Here is a 22,318-nt window from a genome sequence, read left to right as displayed (position 1 = left end):
GGTTGAATAATAGCGATAAAATAAGGAATCAGGTGAAAAACTTCCTTCCAAATAAAAAGGAATTAAGCAACCAAACGCTACTTAATTCCTTGAAATTGTCTCATCACCTCCATTAACCTTTAAATTTTGATAGACTCTATTTTCTAATTAATATGACCAATATTGTCAATACTAACCCTTTCAATCAATTCATTAGTTATCAAAACTAAGTCCATTAATAAAGCCGAAAAGAGTATCAATAGTAAAGTAAACTAAATAATTGAGTTATAGATGGCTATTTTCACAAAATTGTTTCATCACCACACTATCTCATCTCAGTACACAAACCATGTTTCTATAGCTTTGTCTTAATCTTGATCTTTTTTCTTCAATCCAAGAAATGCACCTACGGTAAACATTATTCCGGCAACCAATGACGTGAAGACTTCGCTAACTGTTCCAGTTTTTGGCAACCTATCATTGTTAGTAGTTGATTTACTATCAATATTGGTATGTTTATTAGCTATGTTCTCTGGTTCATTGAGATAAACTTCCTTCTTATTTTCAAAGTTTTTATCATTTTTATCAGGAACTGGAGATGTAACATCCTCAGTTGAATCAGAGTTGTGTGAATGATTTTCTCTTTGGAAATCCTCTTTTCTATGACTTTCACCTAATTGACTATAATTTACTTGTACAGGAACTGTAGCTTTGACACCTTCAGTTGAATCAGAGTTGTGTGAATGATTTTCTCTTTGTAAATCCTCCTTTTTGTAATTTTCATCTAATTGGCTATGATTTGCTTGCACCTTATCTTTCTTTTTCGATACATCAAAAGTAGGTTTATTTTCCTCCTCCTTTTTCTCCTCTATTTTCTTGAATACAGGTTTTATAAGGGTATCTTTTGATAGATTAAGAACATAGCCAACGTCTTTTTTCCCTTCGACACCAGAAATTTCCCAACCATCAAATTGATAGCCTTTTTCTAATTTACCCTTATAGACAGGTAAAATGAAATCTTCTTCCGACACTATCGTTGAACTCATTTCTTTTCCATTTTGAATGGTCACAGTCACCGTATGAGCTTTTAATTCGCTCACCTCTCCCGTATCTTTGTTTAAAATGAATTCTTTTACGGTCGTATTTCTTGCAAAATCTTTTACAAGAATCTTAATGTTTAGTGTCTTATCTGTTAGTTGTTTAATATCATCAAATGATTTATATTCTTTTCCATTTACATAAATATGTTTGTCTTGAATCTCACCATCGAATCCATTATTTCTTTTATCATTGATGTTAAAGACTACAGATTTTCCATCAGCATATTCAATACTAGTATTTCCCTTAGGATCAATGTTTACTTCTGGTTTAACATTATCATATAAAAATTGATAGTGTACTCCAACCGCTTTCGCATTCAAATCGCTATAGCCAGTTTTAAGATAAACATTTCCATCCATATCTGTTACCTTATCTGGGAATCCGTTTGCTTTATAGTCTTTCATTCCCCAGTCCATGATGTCACCGTCTTTAACATTAAGCTTAACGTTAAAATCTCTAGTGTTATCAATGTGTAAATCTCCGTAGATTAAATAATTATCTACAACAGATTCATTAACTCTCAACTCCCAGTTAAAACCACCCTTATCAGAAATCTTACCTCTTAAATAAAATTCTGGATTTCGTGCATAAATTTTATTAGATTTAGATGGATTAAAGTAGTTCTTGTCCATTGAAAGGTTTACTGGTTTTGCATCAATAAATAACGTAGAGCCATCTTCTTTTATAGCTTCTACATTGGACTTATCCTCTCCAGTGTACTCTTTATCATCTTTACCAAATAATACAAGTTTAGAAGGATCTGTTACAAGATTTCCATCTTTATCGATTGCCTCCCCTTTATCGTTCATTTTAAATCTAAACACTTGATACCTTACAATGTTAAAGCCGTCCAAAGCCGACATTAATACTGATTGAGTACTTCTTCCATCTTCAACATTTCTACTATCAGCATAAATTATTTTTTCTGATAAGGCTCTTAGATTAGGATTGGCCTTTTGTATTTTTGCTATATCTTCCTTGCTATAGACTCCATTTCCTTCTAACATATCCGTTTTTCCAGGATTATAGGTAGTCACTTTTAGTGCATAGCCTTTTCTCAGAATGATATTATCCTTTAATAGATATTGTTGTTTTTCTGAATCAGAATAGATTTTACCAGATTCCATTTCAGTTAAATTATTTGGTTTATTCTTTGAAAGATCTCCTTCTCCTAATTCTATTATATTCCCATAACTTGATGCATATGGATATTCTGTTTTAGTTTCCTTATTTTTTTCAGGCATTCTAATCTTCGTTTCAGCTTTTATCTGATCATCATCTTTAACAAAGAATCTCATATCTCCTGCAAAAGCTAATCCATCCACAATATCATTAATATTAGCGTATAAATCAAATGTCATCGTTTTTGAATGGGAATCATACTTGGTCGCTTTGATTTCTATAGATTTATAGTTATTTCCATAATATACCTTGGCATTTTTAGACACATTACTTATCTTTCCAAGAATTTCAAAGTGTCCATCTTTAGACGGGCTTAGAACACCATAAATTTTTGATTTGATTTCGTCAAGTTTTTCAGTTTCATATTCTAAGGCACTACCATCGTCATAAGCAATGATATTTCCCTTATCATCGTATTTATAATCGTATTCCTCTGTTCTCTTACCAGTTTCACTTGTAAAGTCATCAACTTCTCTAAATTTCTTTTTAATGAGTTTCTTCAAGTCTTTACTTTCAAACTCTCTAATTGTTGAAATAGTTTTATGAATAGTCAAGCTAGATTTTTCTTCAATAGACTCTTCATTGTCTTGATGATTTTCTTCCTCAGTTGTATCTTTTTTAAGACTATCGTCTTTTCTATTTTCTAAATTTTTAAATTTAGATTCAGAAATCTCGCCAAGCTTTTGGTATTTAGATGAATCTTGATCAGGATCTACTAGATAATAGGAAATCATCCCCTTTTCATCAGCATGATCAGCAAATTTAATTCTATGAATCTTTGTAAAATTGCTAGAGCCATCTAATGCAATGACTTCAATGATTTTTCCTCTTAAATCTCCTGCACCATTAATTTCATAAATGGTATTTCCATCTTTGTCAAGTTTTCTATTTCTTCCTTCACCCTCACCTGCATAAGTTACTTCAAGATTTTTCTCAACCTCTCCGTCTTCATTAACAAGAGCGGCGCCAGCATACCAAACTTCGTTGGCAATCTCGTCAAATTTTTCAGGATGTTCTTTTTGATCTCTCGCAAATAGGGTTTCATTCTTGTATTGATCTTTTACCTTGTGATAAGTATCCTTTGTAATCAGCTTAATTTTTTCAGGATTTGAAAAATCAACCGAAACAATCTTAGGGGCTGTGTTATCAATTTTTACAGGAATATAGGAAACCTGCCATGGGTAATCTTTAGTTAATCTATATTTAAATTTATAGAAATATTGACCTTCTGCAATTGGTTCAAATTGACCTCTTATCTTAGTAGCAGGATCTTGGTTATCCTTGCTTTCTGGTGCATTTTCTTCTCTACCTCTAGGGTTATAAATGAGTCCATCCCATTTCAAGTCACCCCAAACTTTTAGCTTAGAAGATTTGATTCCCTTTGCATCATTTCTCTTAGAGTTTAAAATTCCTTTAATAAAGTGTTCTCTCGAAATGACTTTTAAGTCGATTTGATTTTCTCCCTCTTTATTTGTATTTACTATTGAAATCAATCCTTCTTCTGCACTTCTTAATACAAGTGGAGAAGGTGTTAATCCTCTCTCAAGTTGAGCATCTTGAGGATTTCCATTTGAATCTAAAGGATAAATTTTAGCAATATTAGAACCACTTGATGATGGTGCGTTGATCCCTTCGTTATTGAAAGCAAATAATTCTGGATTTTGATCTAGAGATGTTGTATTTTTATCTTTTCTATTTTGTATAACTCCTGCTGGATTAAATTTATCTATACCATGCTCTCCACCAATTCCCTTATTTAAAGTTCCTGGAATTTTTGGTTTACCATCATCATCATAACCTTCCATTGTTTTTGATTTTGAACCTTCTTCCCAGGCCCATTTATCAAGGATTGGTTCCTTATTCCAATCCCCAGCAAATCCCATTAAAGGCATCGATAAAGAAGGTTGGAAATTTGTTTTCTTACCATTGGAGTTTAGAGCTTCCATTTCTTCCACTGACTCAAAATGAATAAATGATTCTACAAATTTATTTTTGTTTTTAGCCTCTCCAACGTTTATAACCGCATTTAAATCAAAGCTAGAATTTGGGCCTATAGTGAAAGTGTCATGCTCAAATGTGATATTTGCTCCTTTGATTTTTTCTGGGTGGATTTCTGGAACAATTTGCTTCCCATCTGGAGATTTTTCGTCTTTATATGTTTCATCAAGTTTTAGTCTGTCAGTTAGAGCATCTGTAGTTATAGCAGATGCTGAAACTTTAAAGGTCAAAGGTCTGTTTGATGTATTGTGAAGCTTAATGGTAAAATATTTTTCTTCTCCTTTTATTTCTTTAAGAGAAATAGAACCATAAGAGTTTACCAAGCCTTTAGAATCCGTGTTTTTGAAAGTCGCTACAACTTCATTTCTCAAAGCATTGGCCACATTAATTAGCCCTGCTCCCTGTTGTCTAGGTGATGCAAAGTATTGGCTTTTTTCTTTCCAAGACGTTGCGTCCATCATAGGTCGTGCAGTATTTTGTAGGGCAATTTTTGTAAGACTTGTAAGATCTATTTTGTCATCTCCCTTAAGATTTTTCAACACAGGTCTTTCAAGCATTTCCTTTAATTTTGGTCTAATCAAAACAGTAGAAGCTGCCACGATTGGAGTTGCCATACTAGTCCCTGACATATAACCATAAGTTGATTTCCCATTAATGACATTGAGAGTGGATTTAATATTTTTACCAGGTGCTGAGACATCAGGCTTTAAAAGCAAATCTGTTCTCGGTCCCCAAGATGTGGATCCTGCTGGAACTATGATATCTTCTTTATACAATTCTTTGTCTGTGTCAGGTGCAAACTTAAAGTCAATCTCTTTTTCATCACCTACATTCGGTTTATTAGAATTATAGCTGGCCATATCAATTGGATAGTATTGCTCCAATTTATCTTTAAAATCTTCTTTATTATTCCTTTTAACCTCAGTTTTTTTATCAGGGTTAATCATGTTCCATAGCTTTACACCATCATCTCCTGAAATTGAAAATACTTGACTAGTAGTTCCTTCATCCTCCTCATATCCCATAGCTGGAAGCTCTGTCCAATTATCTCTATTGTAGTAATTTACAGTATTTACAACCATAATGGCGCGTGCGCCCTTATCCGTAGCTCTTTTAAAAGAATTTTTTAAATCCTTTGTATAAATTCGATCCATTACTGCAATTTTGCCTCTAAGATCCAATCCTATCAAATCTTGATCTTGACCCTTGCCTATATATACAAATTTCAATTTATCAGGAGCTTTTGATCCATCTTCATTTGTTGTGATTTTATTCTTATCGAAAAAGGCCCCTATATTTCTGTATTTAAAATTTTCTCCACCTATGTTAACTTTATCAAACTCAACTGTTTGATTTTTAGCAGATGCGACTGCTATCGCATCTTCATGTGCTGCAGTTCGTGTTACATTTCCAGTGTCGGTCATTTTCAGATTATTATTTGCCACTAAATCCCATGAAGAACTTGAAGCAGAAGTCGCATAGTTACCCGTAGCTACAACCATTGGAATTCCTGCTTTTCTTAACGCTCTAATAGCCTCCCAATATTTCTCACCTACAAGACCTGTTCCTGTAAAGCCTGATGATACCGAAACAACATCGACATTGTGTTTGATCGAATCTTCAATAGCATGAAACATTGTTTCATCTCCTGCGAAGCCAGATCCTGCGTCAGAGTACATTTTATAAGAGAAGATCTGTGCATTAGGAGCAATTCCATCGATTCCGTTAAAGTTTTTAATATCTTTTTCAGTATCATTTCCCGCAAGAATCCCTGCAATATGCATCCCATGTGGATCAAAATAATCGCTTCCATCATCAGCTTTTTCTACAGTAATTTTACCACCATTATAATAATTGAAAGCATGAGGAATTTTATCACTCAACCAGAAATTTTTATCAGTACCCTTTAAGTCTTCTTTTTTAAATCTCATTGAGTCTTTGGCATCATCATCGATTCTCATAGCCTTATGCCTATAATCTGTCCCCGTATCGATATTTGAAATAACCATACCTCTGCCATCAAAGTTTTTCCCAAATGGTGCATTGATAGATTTTAGGTAATCGATTGCCTCTTCAACTCCAATTTCTTTTCTAGCATGATTCATCATAGGTTGGACTTTTTGTGACCTTTCAACCGATGACATACCTTCTATTAGTTTAATTTTGTCCAGATTATCTGGAGTTGTTTCTATTGCAACACCATTAAAAACCGTATCATAAGTATATAAAACTTTTGTATCCTTAAGATTGGATAATTCCTTGATTGCTTTTTCTCCAGATTCTTTATCTTTAAATTCAGCAATATAGACAAGTTTATCCTCTTTTTTGGGACTTTCTGGGTCTTTACTTACAGACGAGTCCGCTTTATCTCCTTGGGATTGATTGGAATTTTCTTCTTTGATTTTTTCTTCTTCATTGCTAGTGTTATTGTCTATCACAGATTCTTTACTAACAGCTTCTTTTTTCTCAATAATTGTTGTTTTCTTCTCTTCAGTATCCTTTGAGGTTTCTATAACATTACGAATATCTTCAAGTTTTTCTTTGTTTTCGTTTTGTTTACCTACTACTACTGTTTCTTTATCAGGTATTTTTAAAGAATCTTCAGAACTAGGTGTATCTGCTAGGATTACCTCGTTAGGGACATATGCTGCTAAAATAACTGCAGCTGTGGTTAATGACAATACTGTACTTTTTTTCATTTTAATTCCTTACATATTTATTTAACTTCCAATAGATAGTAAACTTTAACTTTGCTAGCCTTTGTTATAAAAAGTTTTACTAAGTATTATCTAGGAAATAGAGTAGTACATTTATATATAATTGTTAGCTCTCTGAAAAATAGTATATCAATTAAAAAAATTTAAGTCAAGAAAAATTAAGGTGTATTAATTTTATTTTTAATATGTGTTAAAAAAGATATAAAAATTTCGTACTTAACTGAGATACATTATAAGCACATTCACACCATCAAAAATAGTAGCAATCAACTTAAAGCACTAGCAACATCACAAAGTCAAACATCATTGATGAAATATCAACGCTATTAAACAATATAAATAACCGCTAAGAATAAGACTTAACGGTTATCTTCTACATATCTATTTTTTCAAATCCTCAGTCGTTTATCTACCTATAACCTAGGCTTTACGAGTGCCCTGCTCTGCCAACTGATACTCAATGAAAATCAAAAAGCAAACTAGGAAGCTAGCCGCAGTCTGCTCAAAACACTGTTTTGAGGTTGTAGATAAGACTGACGAAGTCAGCTCAAAGCACTGCTTTGAGGTTGTGGATAGAACTGACGAAGTCAGTCACATATATACGGCAAGGCGAAGCTGACGTGGTTTGAAGAGATTTTCGAAGAGTATAAGCTAAATCGCTATTACATTTAAAGTATAGCACTCTGAGAATAGATGTCAAGAAATTTTCATCTCTATTAGAAAAAGCCTGTCCTGAGACAAGGCTTTGAGTTTCTTCATCTTAGGACCCAGCACTTTCATAAGAATCCAAGCCCCTGTCCCAGAGTTTAAGGGAAATACCAAAAAAGACAAGGGAAATCAACATCAAACCTCCGATGTTAAAGATTACATCCTTGTCCTGCAAGAAATAGCTGGCAGGATAGTAAGCCGTAAAAGCAAAAGGTACGATAAAGCTAATCAACCAACGAAGAAATGAATTGTAAATGGAAATGGGATACTTGGCAAAATCATTAAACATATAGAAAATGTAAATCATGGCGCCTGACTGTTTGGTCCAAAAAGCGATACTAGCTGTCGCAATTTTTAAAGAAGTATAAATCAAGGTCGCAAAAGGAATACAAACTAGGAAAAGCAGGAATTTGGGAAGAGTCCAAGCAATGCTGGTCACTGTTGTTCCCAGTAGGATACCACCAACCAAAAGTTCGCCTAAGGCATCAATCTGAAAGGTTTCAACTAGGATGTGAAAGAGGGGATTGATAGGACGAGTCAGATACTTGTCAAACTCACCTTTTCTCACCAAGCGTTGCCCTAGCGCCCAGAGATTATCAAAAAAGAGATGGTCCAACCCCTTAGGAATCAAGGAAAAGCCATAGATAAAGGCGATTTCTTGAAAAGTCCAACCTTCTAGGGATGGGATGTGTTGAAAGATGACATTGAGAAACAAGAGGTTCAAGCCTTGAGTCAGAAAGACTCCTAACACGCCGACGACAAAATCGACCTTGTACTCCATGATTTGCTTGATGTATTGTCTGATAAAAATCAGATGCATGCGTTGATATTTTTTCATACTAACCTCCCTGAATGGTGATAAAGGACTGGACTCGTTTCCAAATCAACTGAGACAAGCCCACCATCACTAAGAGCCAGAAAAACTGCAAAGCGAGCGCCTGAAGAATCTGATTGGCATCGTATTTCCCAACGATAATCATGACCGGAGTGTAAATCAATGATGAAAAAGGCAGGAAGGACAGAATATCTGAAACAACCTTTGGAAAGAAAGCCAAGGGAATCAAACTTCCAGACATAAAAGCCACTATGGAAGTCTTAAGTAGGTTGGAACCCCAAAGATTTTTAAACACAAAGGCTGAAAATCCAAAGCAAATATTAAAGAAAAAGTTAATCAGATAGGCCAGCGTTAAACTAAAGAGGTAAAGGACAGTTAATCCCAGCACTTCTACAATCCCTTGACCAGATAAGATTTTCATCAAAACAATGACACTTAAAAATGGAAGGCCAACGCTGATAAAAATCAACCACTTGGAGCCAAGCTCTGTAAAAAGGTAAGATGCCGCAAAGTGCACTGGTCTCAACAAGCGCATGATGATGGAACCATCCTTGACCTCCTCCCCAATCATAAAGGACGAATCTGACCTAGTCAGAAGATTGGTCACAAAACTCATGATAATGTAGAGGGTGATATCTGCCATACTAAAGCCCTGAATCAAAGACTCTTGCGAAGAATCAAAGACTGCCTTCCAGAGATAAAAGGCCACAAAAGCACCCATAACATCGCCGATCCGATAGAGAATAAAGTTGACTCGATAGGTAATCAATTCCTGAACACCTGCATTGATAAAGGGTTTATAACGTCTCCACAATTTGACCATCTTAGAGCTCCTTTCGATAGAAGCGACGGATAATATCCTCAATATTCGTATCTACCATCTTCAAATCTCGGATTTCAAAATCAGACAGGGTTTGCTTGATAATGTCAGCTGACTGGTAGCGAGAACTATCGAATTCAATGTTGAGGCTATTTCCCTGTCTATCAATAATCATATCAGGCAGGCCTTCATAGTGAGAGACGAGATGACTTTGACCTGGTAGCAGTTCAAAAGAAAGAGTCTTCATCTTTCCAAAGGTTTCCTTGAGCTGGCTCACCGTTCCATCAAAAATCTCCTGCCCCTTATCAATCATAAAGATCCGATTACAGAGCTGCTCAATATCACTCAGATCGTGAGTCGTCAAAAGAATGGTTGTTTCTTCTTCCTGATTGATTTGGGTAATGGCCCGACGAATGTTATCCTTGACCGAAACATCCAAACCAATGGTCGGCTCATCTAAAAAGAGAACCTTGGGATTGTGAAGCAAGGAAGCTGCAATGTCCGCCCGCATGCGCTGCCCTAGTGAAAGAGTCCGCACGGGATCCTTGATAAAGTCCTTCAAATCCAAGACTTCATTTAAAAAATCCATGCGCTTGTGGAAGAGCGAATCCGGCACATCGTAAATCTCTTTTAACACCGTGTAGGTCTCTTGCAGAGCCAAATCCCACCATAGCTGGGTACGTTGTCCAAAGACAACTCCAATATCCTTGACATAATCTTGGCGATTGTCCTGGGGAATCTTGCCATTAATCCGACAAAAACCAGATGTCGGTTTTAAAATCCCTGTCAGCATTTTAATGGTTGTCGACTTCCCAGCACCATTGGCCCCGATAAATCCTAAAATTTGTCCTTTTGGGACCTCAAAGGTCAAATCCTTGACCGCTTCAAAGGTCTGCTTTTCAGGATGAATAAAGGAGCGCAAAGCTCCCTTTAACCCTGGTTCCTTGACTGTCTTCACAAAATTTTTCTGAAGATGTTCCACTTCTATCATTGCCATATCTATCTCCCTTTAGTAAGAAACAACATTGTATTTTTGACTACAAATATCTAAATCCTTACTTTCTAAAACTTCTACATTTTATTGCTACAGAAGGCTTTATACCAACCTATTATAATCCAATAAAAACTAGAATGCAAGCGTTTGCCTAAAGTTTATGGAATTGAAAATTTTTCTCTTAAAATAATACTTTTAATCAAAAATTATGGTTTTATTGTTTCCTTAAAACGCCAAAAAACCCACCCAATGGGCAGGTTTTATCTGTATTGTTCAGCTAGATTAAGCTTTACCTTCTGAACCGAATACGTCGATACGTTCTTCAACTGATGCTTGGATAGCTTTTACACCGTCAGCCAAGAATTTACGTGGGTCGAAGAGTTTTTTCTTGTCGTATTCTGCTTCGTTTGCTTCGTAGTCACGAGCAAATTTACGAGTTGCGTTAGCGAATGCGATTTGGCATTCTGTGTTAACGTTAACTTTCGCAACACCAAGTTTGATAGCTTCTTGGATTTGCTCATCAGGAATACCTGAACCACCATGCAATACGATTGGGAATCCTGGAACAGCTTCAGTCAATTTTTGCAAGTGATCAAGGTGAAGACCTTTCCAGTTTTCTGGGTAAGGACCGTGGATGTTACCGATACCAGCTGCCAAGAAGTCGATACCAGTTTCAACCATTGCTTTAGCGTCTTCGATTGGAGCCAATTCACCATCACCGATGATTCCGTCTTCTTCACCACCGATAGTACCAACTTCAGCTTCCACTGATACACCATTTGCATGAGCAAATTCTACAACTTTACGAGCTTTATCAAGGTTTTCTTCAACTGGAAGGTGTGAACCGTCAAACATAACTGAAGTATAACCAACTCGGATACACTCAAGTGCATCTTCGTAGTGACCGTGGTCAAGGTGGATAGCTACTGGTACAGTGATACCCATTGATTCAACAAGGTTAGCGATCAAGTTGCGAGCAACTTTGTAACCACCCATGTATTTAGCAGCACCCATTGAAGTTTGGATCAAAACTGGAGCTTTTTTAGCTTCTGCTGCGCGCAAGATAGCTTGAGTCCACTCAAGGTTGTTTGTGTTAAATCCACCAACTGCATAACCGTTGTCACGAGCTGCTTGGACAAATTTTTCTGCTGAAACGATTGCCATTTTATCAGGCCTCCTGTATATTTTTATGGGTCATCCCATTTACATTGTTCATTTTATCACTTTTTGACAAAAAAATCTAGTTTTTCCCGCAGTTTCGATTGAATTTCTTCTAGCTTCATCTATGTAAACCCTTTCTCTCCCTAGTCTTAGGCGATTCTTGGAAAAGCTATGAAGAAGGTCAAACGATTCTCCTTCATCTCAAAACGATAAGGTAATTTTTCATGTTCCAATAGACTCTTGACCACAAAGAGCCCCATCCCAGAACCCTTGGCCTTGCGACTAGCATTATCAGAAAAAGACTGAGCCAGTTTTTCTTGTTCTTCAGGACTACAGCTATTCTCGATAAAAAGTTCCCCTTCTCTCTCTCCGATGCGGACCAAGCCGCCTGGAATGGAGTGCTTGATAGCATTGCTGATGAGATTAGACAGGATTAATTTCATCACAGATGGATTTAGATAAGCCTGCTGGTGGTTCAAACTATTGTCAATCTGAAGTTCTCTCTCCTTTGCTAGCAAAGAATAATCTTGAACTAGACTTTGCGTCATCTGGAGGAGATCTATTATTTCCCTATCATCTCGCAATTCCTGCACAGAAGAGAGAGAAAGTATCTGGAGAACGTGGTGATTGAGCTCATCCACAATTCCTAAGGCTACTCCCAGATAGCGGTCTCTATCCTTATAACGACCGATATTTTCTTTCATGTTTTCAATCAGGATTTTCAAACTAGCTAAGGGTGTTTTCAGTTCATGGGAAGCCCCTCGTAGGAATTCGACCTTCATCTTTTCCAGCTGGAGAATAGCTTCATTCTTGTCATGCAAGTCCGCAATGACAGTCAAAAGATGCTGGTAGAGGCTATTGATTTGTTCCTTGAGATCACCAATCTCATCCCTAGAATCCACGCGCAATCGCACTTGGGCATCCAGTTCCATCATCCGTCGGGTCACCCGCTTGATTTCCAAAATCGGAGCAACAATGGTCCGAGCATAGATGTAGGCCACCAAGAGGGAAATCAGAAAGGAGGCCAGCAAGGTATAGGGAAGAAACTGGAGACTAATCTGCTCTGCTTCCTTTTGCAAATCCATGGAGGCCAGAAACTGGAGAGTAATGCTTCCACCGTCTTGTGTTTTCACCTCGCGCTCCTCAATAAAGAGGGAGGTGGTTTGGCGAGCTGTATCCAAAGGAAGACTGTCCTTAACCTCCAACTTGTCCTCGGTCATCTCTCCCTTGACCGCCCCTTTGATCTCACTAGTCTGGGAATACAAGTCTAAGACTTGCTCGATACTCTGTCTATCCTTTCCTTCTAGGGACTGGGCAATGGCTGTTGCCTTCTGACCAATGGTTTCCTGACGGTGGCTCAGATAAGTCGAGGGAAAGAGAAAATAAATGGCTAAATGAAGGCAGATAACCAGAACACTAAATATCGAGAAGGTATAGATAAATATCTTTGTAAATAAACCTGTTCGTTTCATTTTCGCTCCAATTTATAACCAACATTGCGCACAGTGAGGATACAATCCAAGTCTAGCTTTTTCCGCAGTTCCTTGATATAGACATCAATGACACGGTCAAAGGGGACCTCATCTGTCGCCTTCCAGACCGCATCGATAATCTGAGAACGAGTCAAGGCTCGTCCTTCATTTTTAACCAAATAATCAAGAATTTCCAACTCTTTGGCATTGATAGCTACTTCCTCACCTGCTAGGCTGGCACTGTAACTTTCAAAATCCACCTTGGTATCCTTGTAAGAAAAGACGCGTCCTGTATCATAGTAGCGCTTGAAAATTGCGTCTACCCTCACTTTTAAGAGGGAGAGGGAGAAGGGTTTTTCCAGATAGCCATCTGCCAGAGAAGCAAAAGCACTCATCTTGTATTCCTCATCCTGAAAGGCGGTCAACATCAAGACAGGGACTTGGCTGGTTTTGCGAATCTCAGCTAGCACTTCTAGGCCATTGAGTTTGGGCATCTGGATATCCAGTAAAACCAGGGCCACCTCATAGCTAGAAAATTGCTCCAAGGCTTCTTGTCCGTCCGCCGCCTCAATGGTTTCATAACCACAATCCGTCAAATAGTCACTGATCCCCTCACGGATCATCTCTTCATCTTCTACAATTAAAATTTTCATAGAAAAAACGTTTCACATTCCTTTAAATTTCTTGTAAAGCAACTTGCTTTCATCCTGATAAACAGAGGATTTACCAAGACAAAACAGATAAAAATGCTACCTATATTATACCCCATTTAGGGGAGAATAGGTAGCAAGTTTGTTATTCACTATCCAGCAGAAGCTCTTTTGGTTGTTTTCTAAGGAGATTGCTTGAAGCAAGCGCCATAACGAGAACCACTAGAACCAAGGCAAGGACAAAGACGATGATAAAGTCTGATGTCTGAATGGAAATATCTAGGCTCGACAAGGTCTTGCTAAAGCCATCTACTTCTGCACCACCACCAAGGTTGGAGGCTTGAGCAGCCTTGCTGGCTTGCTTGGCAACACCTGAAGTGACATTGGCAAGAACAGTATTTCCGATTGCACGCGCTGTGTAAGTAGCTAAGAAGTAAGCAGAAACAAGAGCAGGGATGGCAATCACGATGGATTCAGTGATGAATTGACCCAAGATACTTGCCTGCTTGAGACCAATAGAGAGGAGAATACCCACTTCCTTGCGACGGGCATTGATCCAAAGGCTGAGTAAGAGGGCAAGGAGAAGAACTGAGAAACTCAAGCTACCCCAGAAGAGGAGATTGGCCATCTTGTACATACCAGAAATGGATTGCTCAAGAGCTGGGTAGTTAGATGAGCTCTTAACGAGTGTATAGCTCTTCCAGTTGATACCACTGATGCCATTCAACTCTTTCATAACATCATCCAAGTTCTTGTCCGCTGTTACAAAGAAGGTTGCGTCCCCATAAATAGCTGTGTCTTCTGTGTATCCATAAAGCTTTGCAGCAGTGTGAATGTCTGTGATAGCTGTATTTTCATAGAGTTCTTGTGAGTAGGTTACTGCTGACTTATTATGACCATCAAAGAGTCCCTTGATTGTCACTTCGACTGTTTCCTTGGCTCCTTTTTCATTGTCTGCATCGTAGATATTGGAGTCTAGTTTAACCTTATCCCCGACTTTCCAGCCGTGTTTGGCTGCCAAGTCCTTGTGCAGGAGGATCTTGTCCTTGTCGTCGTTTGTTAAGTGCTCACCTTCGACCAGCTTATAAGAACCAGAGACAAACTTGTCTTCTTTGGAGGAGTCATTGACACCTGTAATCATCAAGCTACTTCCAAAATGTTTGGCACGGTCAGGTGTCAGATTTTTCTTAGTATCTGGCGTTTCGATGAGTTCATATCCAGTCAAATCTCCGATAGCGTTGATGCGTTTAACATAAGACTCGATGGCCTTGTTTTCAGTAATTTTTTTGATATCTTCACCCTTGATATTCCCAGCACCACGTGGCGTCCCTTGATTGACGCGACGATTGATTTGCATGGAGAAGCTATTGGTGATATTTTTAAATGTCTCCTGAGAAGCCTTGGCAGTAGCTCCCTTGATCGACAAGCCGACCAAACTCAAGCTCGCCATGAGGAGAATAATCAGGAAGATGACAATCGATTTGAAAAACTTCCTTGTAACATAGGCAAATGCGTTGTATAACATAGGTTCCCTTTCTAGATTTTGTTCTATTTTATAGTTCTAACAGAAAAAGCTCATATTATTTCGTAGTATTGCGAGTTTCAGTCAGTTTCTTGTCCTTCAACTCAAGTGTAATATCTGACGCTTGTGCCACTTCTTTGCTGTGAGTTACGACGATGACACATTTACCTGTTTTCTGGGCAAGTGATTTGAGCAGTTCGACAATATCTCCAGCAGTTTTAGGGTCCAGATTTCCCGTTGGCTCATCCGCTAGAATAACTGGAGCTTCTGATACCAAACTACGAGCAATAGCAACACGTTGTTGTTGACCACCTGATAACTGGAGAACATTCCGCTTGATCTGACTTTCATCCAAACCAAGCTCAAGCAGTGTATCCTTGCTTGCCTTTTTGTTGACCAAGCGGATATTTTCCAGTGGAGAAAGATAATCTATCAAGTTATAATTTTGAAAGACCAGGGAAATATGGTGCATACGATGGTAGGAATAGCCCTTCTTACGAATATCCTCTCCTTGGAAAAGGATAGAACCTTCAACAGGACTATCTAGACCAGCCAGTAGGGACAAGAGAGTGGATTTTCCTGCTCCTGACTCCCCAATAATACTGTAAAATTTCCCGGGTTCAAAATTATAATTGATCTGATATAGGACTGCTTCAGCAGTGTTCTTATAACGGTAGGTAACATCTTGTAATTGTAATAAAGTCATGATTTCTCCTTCTTAACTAATAGATGATAAAATTTCTTTCGGTGATTTTCTAAATAAGAATAGGAAACAAAGAGCTACAGATAAGCAACTAAGCAGAACTAGAAAAACATAGGATTCTGCAAAAGATAAGATGCTGGTTGATAAACTGCTTGTTTTGGCTAGTGTATCTTGTAAGCTTGCCTGATCTCCACTTGCTAGTAGGGTTTGGAGCAGATAGGATGTAATGGCATTTCCAGCGATAAAGGATGGAAGCAAGGCACCGAGAGATACCAAAACTACCTCTAAACAGAATTGTAGGAAAATCGAGCTCTTGCCTTTTCCAAGTGCAAGTAAAATTCCCACTTCGTAGACCCTTTCTCTCAACCAGAGAGATAAGACCAAAATTAAGGCTCCAGCTCCAGCTATCAACATCCCATAAAGGAAGATTGTCAGAAAGGTTTGGAAAGTAGCCACTGAGTCTTTGATTTGTTCAAAGGCCTTGTTTTCCTTCTCAACTTGGTAGCCTTGATTTTCCAAGGCCAAGTTTTCTACCTGCTTCATGAGTCCGTCCATTTCCTTAGGATTTTCTACATAGAAGCGTGCTGCACTGACTTGAGCTTCACTATTTCCTAAAAGAGTTTGACTACTTTCATAGTCTGTAAAGACTTGGTTTTCACTGAAGTCAGAAGACAAACCTGTAAATTTCTCTTGTTTTTTACCAGAGAAGATTCCGACGATTTCAAACTCTACTGTTTGTCCTTTGCCAGCTTCTGACTGACCAGCTTCTAAGGTAATCTTGTCATGAAGCGAAAGACTATTCTTCTTAGCCAGCTCTTCGTGGATGATGATTTTCTTTGAATCCCCTTTTTGAAGGTGTCGCCCTTCTTTTAGATTGAAAGCCGAGCTGGTAAAGGTAACATCCTTAGATGAATCTTCAAGAGCCGTTAAGCTAACCAAATTCTTATCCGCAGCGGACAAATCATCACGTTCCACGCTCTGCTCGCCACTCACTGCTTCCTTGTCTTTTAGTTTTGCGACCGTCTCGAGTTCAGGAGAAACATTTTCTAGCCCCTTAATCTTGCTTACAGATGCTAGGTCTGACAACTTGAAGGTCTGACCATTTTCTATCTTCTTAATAGAAAAAGATGTGTTGAGTGATTTATAAAGATTGGTTTCAACTGTTTTGTTGGACTTCATCAGAGTCAAACAGGCCGAAATTCCAGCCAATAGGACCAATAAAATCAGAAATAAAATAAAACTTCTCAGTCGTTTTCTGCTGACATAAGCCCAAGCTCTTTGGATTGGATTCATTCGTCACCTCCATATTTGTAAGACTATTATAAAATCCAAATATGAAATGTTTATGAAATACAAAAAAAGAGCAAAAATTTTTTGCTCTACTTAAATTAGATAAAAAAAGAGCTAGCCTAAGCTAACTCTTATCCTATGCGGAGAGAGGGACTTGAACCCTCACGACCTAAAGCGGTCACAGGATCCTTAGTCCTGCGCGTCTGCCAATTCCGCCATCCCCGCGTCGATTACTTTACTAGTATATCAACTTTTAGGATGCTTGTCAACACTTTTTTTCAATTTTTTTCATTTCATCAACCAAATTACTCAGAAAGTTCATTTAGATTTTCATCTACTAACTTAGCTCCGAGTGTATTTTTGAAATGACCTAGGGCAAATTGATGATTTTCAGGCCAGATGGAAGCAACAGCTGGTTTAACAATCTCGATATCATATCCTAGATTGTAGGCATCTATAGCTGTATGCAGGACACAGATATCCGTCAAGACACCTGTTAAGATAACGGTAGACACTCTCCGCTCTCTCAAACGGATATCCAGGTCAGTCCCTGAAAAAGCTGAGTAATGGCGTTTATCCATCCAAAAGACACGACTGTCTGAACCATGCTCTTGATAAAATGTCCCCAAATCTCCGTATAAATTCCGTCCACTAGTCCCAATCAAATTGTGAGGAGGAAACAGCTTGCTTTCTGGATGAAAACAATCGTTTTCTTCATGAGCATCAATGGTAAAGAAGATGTAGTCTCCTCGTTCAAAAGCTAATCGAGTCACTTTGCTAATGGCTTCTGAAATTGCCTGAGCTGAAGCACCTGCTGTCAGCTTCCCACTATCAGCAACAAAATCTTCTGTATAATCAATCGAAATCAAAGCCTTAGTCATTAGTAATCTCTTTTCTTCACTTCTTCAAAAATATCTGAAATCAAGACCTTAAGATAGGTTCCCTTCATTCCAAGTGAGCGACTTTCAATAATCCCTGCCGACTCAAGTTTACGAAGGGCATTGACAATCACAGAACGGGTGATTCCGATACGGTCTGCAATCACTGACGCAGTCAACTGGCCTTCATTTCCATTTAATTCCCCTAAAATTGCTGAAACAGCACGAAGTTCGGAATAAGAAAGGGTATTAACCGCCATGGTAACAGCAGTACGGCGGCGAATATTTTTCTCATCTTCTTCACGCTGGAAGTTAAGGAGTTGAATCCCAACAACGGTACTCGCAATCTCAACAAGAATCAAGTCCTCGTCTTCGAATTTTTTATCATTGCGCCAAATAATCAAAGAACCAAGGCGAATCCCTGATACATGGATTGGTGCAATGGTCGTCAAACCATCTGGAAAGTCGGCACGACTTTCCACAGGAAAAATACTTAAATCATGATCAACTGTCAGATTGGCTTCTGTATCGTAGATCATGTTCGCACCTTGAATATAGTCATCAGGGAAAATCTTAGTTTGGAAGAATTGCTCTACACGATCTGTATTGGTTTTGTAACGCATAAAATAGCCAAGGAGACGTCCCTTGCTATTGACGATACAGGCGTTACAGTCAATAATATCTGCCAATTGACGGGTAATCGCATTGTAGGGGAGTTCTTCCTGCAACTGCTCCTCTGAGCGCTTCAGGATAGAAGTAATTTTTCTAGTTTTTTCTAATAAATGTGCCATTTTTCACCTCGAATTTAATCGCTATCATTATAACATAAACAGCTTGAATTTTCAATTATTATCTGAAAATTGCTTATTTAATTGCAATTTGAAAAAACAAGAATATTTTTAATTAAATTGCTTCTTTTCTATTGACAAGCCCCCTATTTTTGTGTATTATAATATTACAAGAAGATAATATATCTATTTTATTTATCTTTCTTTTTCCATTCGGTCTCCTTATATAAAAAAGCGATTCATTTTGAACCGCTTTTTATTATTTATCGCCCTTGTTACGAATAACAAAGCCTGTTTTCTTTTCGCTTGAAGTATTGCGTGGTTTTTTATTATCCTTACGGTAACGTTTTTCCTTATCAAAACGATCGTTGCCACGACTTCCTTTTTTGAAATCATCACGGCGACCACCACGACGGTTGTCTCCTCGGCGATTATCACGACGGTCATCTCCACGACGACCTCCCTTAGCGTTACCACCGAAGCCATTACCTGATGGTTTAAATGGCAGTGGTTTTTCACGTGCAATCTCCACTTCAGGAAGACTATCTGGGTCTTGAACAGTCAGACTCAAGATATACATTGCCAATTCTTCTGGAGTAAATTCGGCAGCTAGCTTACGAGCATCCTTACCAAATTTCTCAAAGTTGCCACGGATAGTTTCATCTGCAAAATCACGTTCGATTTTCTTGAGAGCTACCTGTTTTTTTGCTTGGAAGGCTTCTTCTGCACTTGCAGGTTTGAGACCTTTCATACGTTTCTTAGTCAAGTTTTCAATGATTTGAAGGTAGCCCATTTCATTTGGTGATACGAAAGTAATAGACTGACCTGACTTACCAGCACGACCTGTTCGACCGATACGGTGAACATAACTTTCAGGATCTTGTGGAATATCGTAGTTATAGACATGGGTCACACCTGAAATATCCAAGCCACGCGCTGCAACGTCTGTCGCAACCAAAACATCAAGATTGCCATTTTTGAAGTCACGAAGGACACGAAGACGTTTGTTTTGGTCCAAATCACCATGAATTCCTTCTGCACGGAAGCCACGGATTTTCAAACCACGAGTCAATTCATCTACACGACGTTTTGTACGACCAAATACGATAGCAAGCTCAGGCTGTTCCACATCCATGAGACGAGTCATGGTATCAAACTTTTCTTGTTCTTTAACACGAATATAGTATTGGTCAACCAATTCTGTTGTCAATTCCTTAGCAGCAATCTTGACATGCTCAGGTTCTTTCATAAACTGAACACCGATACGTTTGATGGCATCTGGCATAGTTGCTGAGAAAAGCAAAGTTTGACGGTTTTCAGGGACACGAGAAATGATGGCCTCGATATCTTCTAGGAAGCCCATATTGAGCATTTCATCCGCTTCGTCAAGGATAAGAGTTTCAATATCTTGTAATTTCAAGGCCTTGCGTTTAATCAAGTCCAAGAGGCGACCTGGAGTTCCCACCACGATATGGGCACCAGATTTAAGAGCCTTAATTTGTTTTTCAATGCTTGATCCGCCATATACTGAGCGGACTTTGACTCCCTTACTACGACCAAAGCGGAAAAGTTCTTCTTGACTTTGGACAGCAAGTTCACGAGTTGGAGCGATGACCAAGGCTTGGATGGTTGCTTCTTCTGTACGGATTTTTTCAAGGGTAGGCAAGCCAAAGGCTGCAGTTTTTCCTGTACCAGTCTGAGCTTGACCGATAACGTCCTTGCCTTCAAGGGCCAAGGGAATGGTTTGTTCTTGGATCGGACTGGCTTCTACAAAACCAGCTTTTTCAATCTCTGCTAGCAAATCAGCAGACAAGTTTAATTCATTAAATTTCACGATATTCTTCTTTCTAAAGGTGGTGCGAAGCCACCCTATAGGGCTTAGTTTATACTTTTCTTTTTATGACGTATTTTCATATACTGGATATAAAATCGTGTTGCTTCTTTTCCACAAAAGAAAAGTACTGTTTTCTTTGCAACCTATCTAGTATAACACAAGAGAGAAGCAAAAGATAGCCCAATCTATCGATAAACTCATGTAAACGATTTTTCAGAGAAAATAAGGATGAAATTTCCACTATTTCATAAACTTTTTTAAAGCGTAGCAGAATTGTGCAAAAGTTTTTTTCTTATGCTAGAATGAAATTCGAATAGGAGGAACTCTAAATGTTAACTTATGATTTAATCGTTATCGGATTTGGTAAAGCTGGTAAAACACTAGCAGGTAAATTAGCTTCAGCTGGCAAAAAAGTTGCCCTCGTTGAACGTAGCAAAGCTATGTACGGTGGAACTTGTATCAACATTGGTTGTATCCCAACTAAGACTTTGCTAGTTGCTGCTGAGAAGGACTTGTCTTTTGAAGAAGTAATTGCTACCAAAAACACTATCACTGGTCGCCTCAACGGTAAAAACTATGCTACTGTTGCTGGTACAGGCGTGGACATCTTTGATGCGGAAGCTCACTTCCTTTCAAATAAAGTCATCGAAATCCAAGCTGGTGATGAAAAGAAAGAACTGACCGCTGAAACAATCGTCATCAACACTGGTGCTGTTTCAAACGTCTTGCCAATCCCTGGACTTGCTACAAGCAAAAACGTCTTTGACTCAACAGGTATCCAAAACTTGGACAAATTGCCTGAAAAACTTGGAGTTCTTGGTGGAGGAAATATCGGTCTTGAATTTGCTGGTCTTTACAACAAACTTGGAAGCAAGGTTACAGTTCTAGATGCCTTGGATACTTTCCTACCTCGTGCAGAACCTTCCATCGCAGCTCTTGCTAAACAATACATGGAAGAAGACGGTATTGAATTGCTTCAAAATATCCGTACTACTGAAATCAAAAACGACGGTGACCAAGTGCTCGTTGTGACTGAAAACGAAACTTACCGTTTCGATGCCCTTCTCTACGCAACAGGACGCAAACCAAATGTAGAACCACTTCAACTTGAAAATACAGACATTGAACTAACTGAACGTGGCGCTATTAAAGTAGACAAACACTGCCAAACAAACGTTCCTGGTGTCTTTGCAGTTGGAGATGTCAACGGTGGCCTTCAATTTACTTACATTTCACTTGATGACTTCCGTGTTGTATACAGCTACCTTGCTGGAGATGGCAGCTACACACTTGAAGACCGTCTCAATGTACCAAACACTATGTTCATCACACCTGCACTTTCACAAGTTGGGTTGACTGAAAGCCAAGCAGCTGATTTGAAACTTCCATACGCTGTTAAGGAAATCCCTGTTGCAGCAATGCCTCGTGGTCATGTAAATGGAGACCTTCGCGGAGCTTTCAAAGCTGTTGTCAATACTGAAACAAAAGAAATTCTTGGAGCAAGCATCTTCTCAGAAGGTTCTCAAGAAATCATCAACATCATCACTGTTGCTATGGACAACAAGATTCCTTACACTTACTTCACAAAACAAATCTTCACTCACCCAACCTTGGCTGAGAACTTGAATGACTTGTTTGCGATTTAAGTTGAGATTTAATCGTATCGAACAGCCCTCCTTGGGCTGT

The 22,318-nt window shown here is 38.4% G+C and carries 14 protein-coding genes and 1 tRNA gene; 1 reads left to right on the top strand and 14 read right to left on the bottom strand.

The window, feature by feature from the left end; genetic code table 11:
- Positions 1-347: 347 nt before the first annotated feature.
- The 14 genes from M1G12_RS04360 to cshA all read right to left on the bottom strand — a co-directional run bounded on the left by M1G12_RS04360 (position 348) and on the right by cshA (position 20,632).
- Positions 348-6,959 (bottom strand): S8 family peptidase, encoded by a 6,612-nt coding sequence (locus tag M1G12_RS04360; protein ID WP_247949455.1) that lies wholly within the window; start codon positions 6,957-6,959, stop codon positions 348-350.
- A gap of 778 nt (positions 6,960-7,737) precedes the next feature.
- Positions 7,738-8,523: an ABC transporter permease gene (locus tag M1G12_RS04355; protein WP_084925846.1), complete on the bottom strand. Its 786-nt coding sequence runs from the start codon at positions 8,521-8,523 to the stop codon at positions 7,738-7,740.
- 1 nt (position 8,524) lies between these two features.
- Positions 8,525-9,343: an ABC transporter permease gene (locus tag M1G12_RS04350; RefSeq protein WP_060628603.1), complete on the bottom strand. Its 819-nt coding sequence runs from the start codon at positions 9,341-9,343 to the stop codon at positions 8,525-8,527.
- Between the two features lies 1 nt (position 9,344).
- The gene (locus M1G12_RS04345; RefSeq protein WP_084925847.1) at positions 9,345-10,337 is read right to left on the bottom strand and encodes an ABC transporter ATP-binding protein; all 993 of its coding nucleotides are present in this window, start codon (positions 10,335-10,337) and stop codon (positions 9,345-9,347) included.
- A gap of 279 nt (positions 10,338-10,616) precedes the next feature.
- Positions 10,617-11,498: a class II fructose-bisphosphate aldolase gene (locus M1G12_RS04340; RefSeq protein WP_004255734.1), complete on the bottom strand. Its 882-nt coding sequence runs from the start codon at positions 11,496-11,498 to the stop codon at positions 10,617-10,619.
- A gap of 146 nt (positions 11,499-11,644) precedes the next feature.
- A complete protein-coding gene (gene vncS / locus M1G12_RS04335) occupies positions 11,645-12,967 on the bottom strand; it encodes a sensor histidine kinase VncS (protein ID WP_084925849.1) in 1,323 nt (440 codons plus the stop codon).
- Positions 12,964-13,620: a response regulator transcription factor VncR gene (vncR, locus tag M1G12_RS04330; RefSeq protein WP_237446996.1), complete on the bottom strand. Its 657-nt coding sequence runs from the start codon at positions 13,618-13,620 to the stop codon at positions 12,964-12,966. Before vncR ends, vncS begins: the two co-directional genes overlap by 4 nt.
- A gap of 142 nt (positions 13,621-13,762) precedes the next feature.
- Positions 13,763-15,142, bottom strand: a complete 1,380-nt coding sequence (gene vex3 / locus M1G12_RS04325) for an ABC transporter permease (protein ID WP_247949454.1) — start codon at positions 15,140-15,142, stop codon at positions 13,763-13,765.
- A 55-nt stretch (positions 15,143-15,197) separates the two neighbouring features.
- Entirely contained in the window at positions 15,198-15,845 is a 648-nt protein-coding gene (gene vex2, locus M1G12_RS04320; protein ID WP_000173751.1) for an ABC transporter ATP-binding subunit Vex2, read from the bottom strand.
- A 12-nt stretch (positions 15,846-15,857) separates the two neighbouring features.
- Positions 15,858-17,135 carry an ABC transporter permease gene (locus tag M1G12_RS04315; RefSeq protein ID WP_150922547.1) on the bottom strand — a complete coding sequence of 426 codons (1,278 nt, stop codon included), beginning with the start codon at positions 17,133-17,135 and terminating at the stop codon, positions 15,858-15,860.
- Positions 17,136-17,271: 136 nt separating this feature from the next.
- A tRNA-Leu gene (locus M1G12_RS04310) sits at positions 17,272-17,357 on the bottom strand.
- A gap of 80 nt (positions 17,358-17,437) precedes the next feature.
- Complete coding sequence (locus M1G12_RS04305) at positions 17,438-18,013, bottom strand: cysteine hydrolase family protein (RefSeq protein ID WP_247949453.1); 576 nt, start codon at positions 18,011-18,013, stop codon at positions 17,438-17,440.
- A complete protein-coding gene (gene codY, locus M1G12_RS04300; protein WP_000940738.1) occupies positions 18,013-18,801 on the bottom strand; it encodes a GTP-sensing pleiotropic transcriptional regulator CodY in 789 nt (262 codons plus the stop codon). The genes M1G12_RS04305 and codY overlap by 1 nt, the downstream gene beginning before the upstream one ends.
- A gap of 256 nt (positions 18,802-19,057) precedes the next feature.
- Complete coding sequence (cshA, locus tag M1G12_RS04295) at positions 19,058-20,632, bottom strand: degradosome RNA helicase CshA (RefSeq protein WP_150922544.1); 1,575 nt, start codon at positions 20,630-20,632, stop codon at positions 19,058-19,060.
- Between the two features lie 329 nt (positions 20,633-20,961).
- Here cshA and M1G12_RS04290 point away from each other — a divergent pair, with 329 nt between their 5' ends.
- Entirely contained in the window at positions 20,962-22,278 is a 1,317-nt protein-coding gene (locus tag M1G12_RS04290) for an FAD-containing oxidoreductase (protein ID WP_033682109.1), read from the top strand.
- The last annotated feature ends 40 nt before the right edge of the window (positions 22,279-22,318 follow it).

Source organism: Streptococcus mitis (assembly GCF_023110375.1).
GTDB classification, from domain to species: domain Bacteria; phylum Bacillota; class Bacilli; order Lactobacillales; family Streptococcaceae; genus Streptococcus; species Streptococcus mitis_CI.
Note: the sequence above shows the minus strand (reverse complement) of the source record. Positions and strands in the feature narration are given on the sequence as shown.

What these genes read in the sequence shown, in the direction of transcription:
- M1G12_RS04360 (WP_247949455.1), bottom strand. Translation starts at nt 6,959, where the DNA reads ATGAAAAAAAGTACAGTATTGTCATTAACCACAGCTGCAGTTATTTTA.
- M1G12_RS04355 (WP_084925846.1), bottom strand. Translation starts at nt 8,523, where the DNA reads ATGAAAAAATATCAACGCATGCATCTGATTTTTATCAGACAATACATC.
- M1G12_RS04350 (WP_060628603.1), bottom strand. Translation starts at nt 9,343, where the DNA reads ATGGTCAAATTGTGGAGACGTTATAAACCCTTTATCAATGCAGGTGTT.
- M1G12_RS04345 (WP_084925847.1), bottom strand. Translation starts at nt 10,337, where the DNA reads ATGGCAATGATAGAAGTGGAACATCTTCAGAAAAATTTTGTGAAGACA.
- M1G12_RS04340 (WP_004255734.1), bottom strand. Translation starts at nt 11,498, where the DNA reads ATGGCAATCGTTTCAGCAGAAAAATTTGTCCAAGCAGCTCGTGACAAC.
- vncS (WP_084925849.1), bottom strand. Translation starts at nt 12,967, where the DNA reads ATGAAACGAACAGGTTTATTTACAAAGATATTTATCTATACCTTCTCG.
- vncR (WP_237446996.1), bottom strand. Translation starts at nt 13,620, where the DNA reads ATGAAAATTTTAATTGTAGAAGATGAAGAGATGATCCGTGAGGGGATC.
- vex3 (WP_247949454.1), bottom strand. Translation starts at nt 15,142, where the DNA reads ATGTTATACAACGCATTTGCCTATGTTACAAGGAAGTTTTTCAAATCG.
- vex2 (WP_000173751.1), bottom strand. Translation starts at nt 15,845, where the DNA reads ATGACTTTATTACAATTACAAGATGTTACCTACCGTTATAAGAACACT.
- M1G12_RS04315 (WP_150922547.1), bottom strand. Translation starts at nt 17,135, where the DNA reads ATGAATCCAATCCAAAGAGCTTGGGCTTATGTCAGCAGAAAACGACTG.
- M1G12_RS04305 (WP_247949453.1), bottom strand. Translation starts at nt 18,013, where the DNA reads ATGACTAAGGCTTTGATTTCGATTGATTATACAGAAGATTTTGTTGCT.
- codY (WP_000940738.1), bottom strand. Translation starts at nt 18,801, where the DNA reads ATGGCACATTTATTAGAAAAAACTAGAAAAATTACTTCTATCCTGAAG.
- M1G12_RS04290 (WP_033682109.1), top strand. Translation starts at nt 20,962, where the DNA reads ATGTTAACTTATGATTTAATCGTTATCGGATTTGGTAAAGCTGGTAAA.